This is a genomic window from Acinetobacter entericus, assembly GCF_026168575.1.
Taxonomy (GTDB): domain Bacteria; phylum Pseudomonadota; class Gammaproteobacteria; order Pseudomonadales; family Moraxellaceae; genus Acinetobacter; species Acinetobacter bouvetii.
Genome location: NZ_JAPEQW010000089.1, coordinates 1 through 1,793, shown reverse-complemented (window position 1 = coordinate 1,793; position 1,793 = coordinate 1). Strand labels below are relative to the sequence as shown.

General features: G+C 38.7%; 1 protein-coding gene. It reads left to right on the top strand.

What is annotated here, in order from left to right:
* Positions 1–73 precede the first annotated feature (73 nt).
* Positions 74–1,531: a DASS family sodium-coupled anion symporter gene (locus OKC24_RS19600; RefSeq protein WP_004695721.1), complete on the top strand. Its 1,458-nt coding sequence runs from the start codon at positions 74–76 to the stop codon at positions 1,529–1,531.
* Positions 1,532–1,793: the final 262 nt, after the last annotated feature.

The window sequence follows — 1,793 nt, the reverse complement described above, 5'->3', positions numbered from 1 at the left end:
ATTGGGGAGAACTCAGCTTTTGAATGTTTATGCAACAAAGCCCATAATAACTATATTTTTGGAGTACGATTCAATGGGATTCAAACTCATACCAACCATAATTTCAGTATCACTTACCCTTATTATTTGGTTTCTCATTCCAATTCCGCAAGATGTTTCTGCAAATGCTTGGCTTCTATTTGCGATGTTTATTGGTGTTATTTCAGCCATTATTGGTAAAGCAATGCCTATTGGTGCAATTTCGATTATCGCGATAGCACTGGTCGCGATTACCCGAGTAACAGCAGATAACCCTAGCGATGCCATCAAAGATGCTTTAAGTGGCTTTGCTAACCCTCTTATTTGGTTGATTGGTATATCCATCATGATTTCAAAAGGGTTACAAAAAACAGGGCTAGGTGCACGACTAGGTTATTACTTTATTGCAGTTTGGGGTAAAAGAACCATTGGTATTGGCTATAGCCTTGCATTATCTGAACTCATTCTTGCACCTGTTACCCCAAGTAATACAGCACGTGGAGGCGGAATTATTCACCCTATCGTGCGCTCGATTGCAACGAGTTTTGACTCAGATCCAGAAAAAGGCACTGAAGGTAAAATTGGTAAATATCTTGCTTTGGTCAATTACCATTCAAATCCTATTACTTCTGCCATGTTTATTACGGCTACTGCACCCAACCCTTTAGTCGTTGAACTCATTGCGAAAGCGACCAATAGTCAAATCCATTTGAGTTGGACCACATGGGCATTAGCAATGGTTTTACCAGGTGTTGTTGCATTAGCATTTATGCCGATTGCGCTTTACTTTATGTACCCACCTGAAATTAAAAAAACACCAAATGCTGCACAATTTGCCAAAGACCGTTTACAAGAAATGGGTCCCATTACCTTACATGAAATGATTATGTTGGCTGTATTTGGAATTTTATTATTACTCTGGGCAGGTATTCCTGCCATGTTGTTGGGTGATATGTGGACTTTAGACCCAACTACAACCGCGTTTATTGGTTTATCACTCCTTCTGCTTACAGGAGTTTTAACTTGGGATGATGTCTTAACTCAAAAGAGTGCATGGGATACAGTAACTTGGTTTGCTGCATTGGTCATGATGGCGACCTTTTTAAATAAGCTCGGCTTAATCGCTTGGTTTTCTGGTGTTTTACAAACTAGCATTGGACAGCTTGGCTTAACGTGGGTTCCTGCTTCCATGCTTTTACTATTTGCTTATATGTACGCTCACTATATTTTTGCCAGTACTACTGCACATATTACCGCTATGTTTTCAGCATTCTACATTGCAGGTATCGCACTAGGTGCTCCTCCAATGTTCTTTGCACTGATTATGGCAGCAGCATCAAGCATTATGATGACGCTGACTCATTATGCGACAGGTACATCCCCTATTATTTATGGTTCAGGTTATACAACGCTTGGTGAATGGTGGAAAGCTGGTTTTGCTATGAGCATTATCAATATAGCTATTTTTATTGTATTGGGCGGACTTTGGTGGAAGATGCTGGGCTATTGGTAATTTAATATCTATAACAAAATTAAAATTTTATAAGTATAGTTATATCTATACAACCTGCCCCCTGAATAAGGGGGCTTTTTAATATCTGTCCATTACAGAAACTTCGTTATAATTTTACTCACTGAATAAAAATATATTTGATTAATTAGACTCGATGTCATAGACCCAATTATGCGCTTGCTTATCTGTTGTTGTTTCACAGACATAGTAGTCATGAGGCACTGTTGCAAATAGGCTGACATGATAAGCTAAATATCTTATT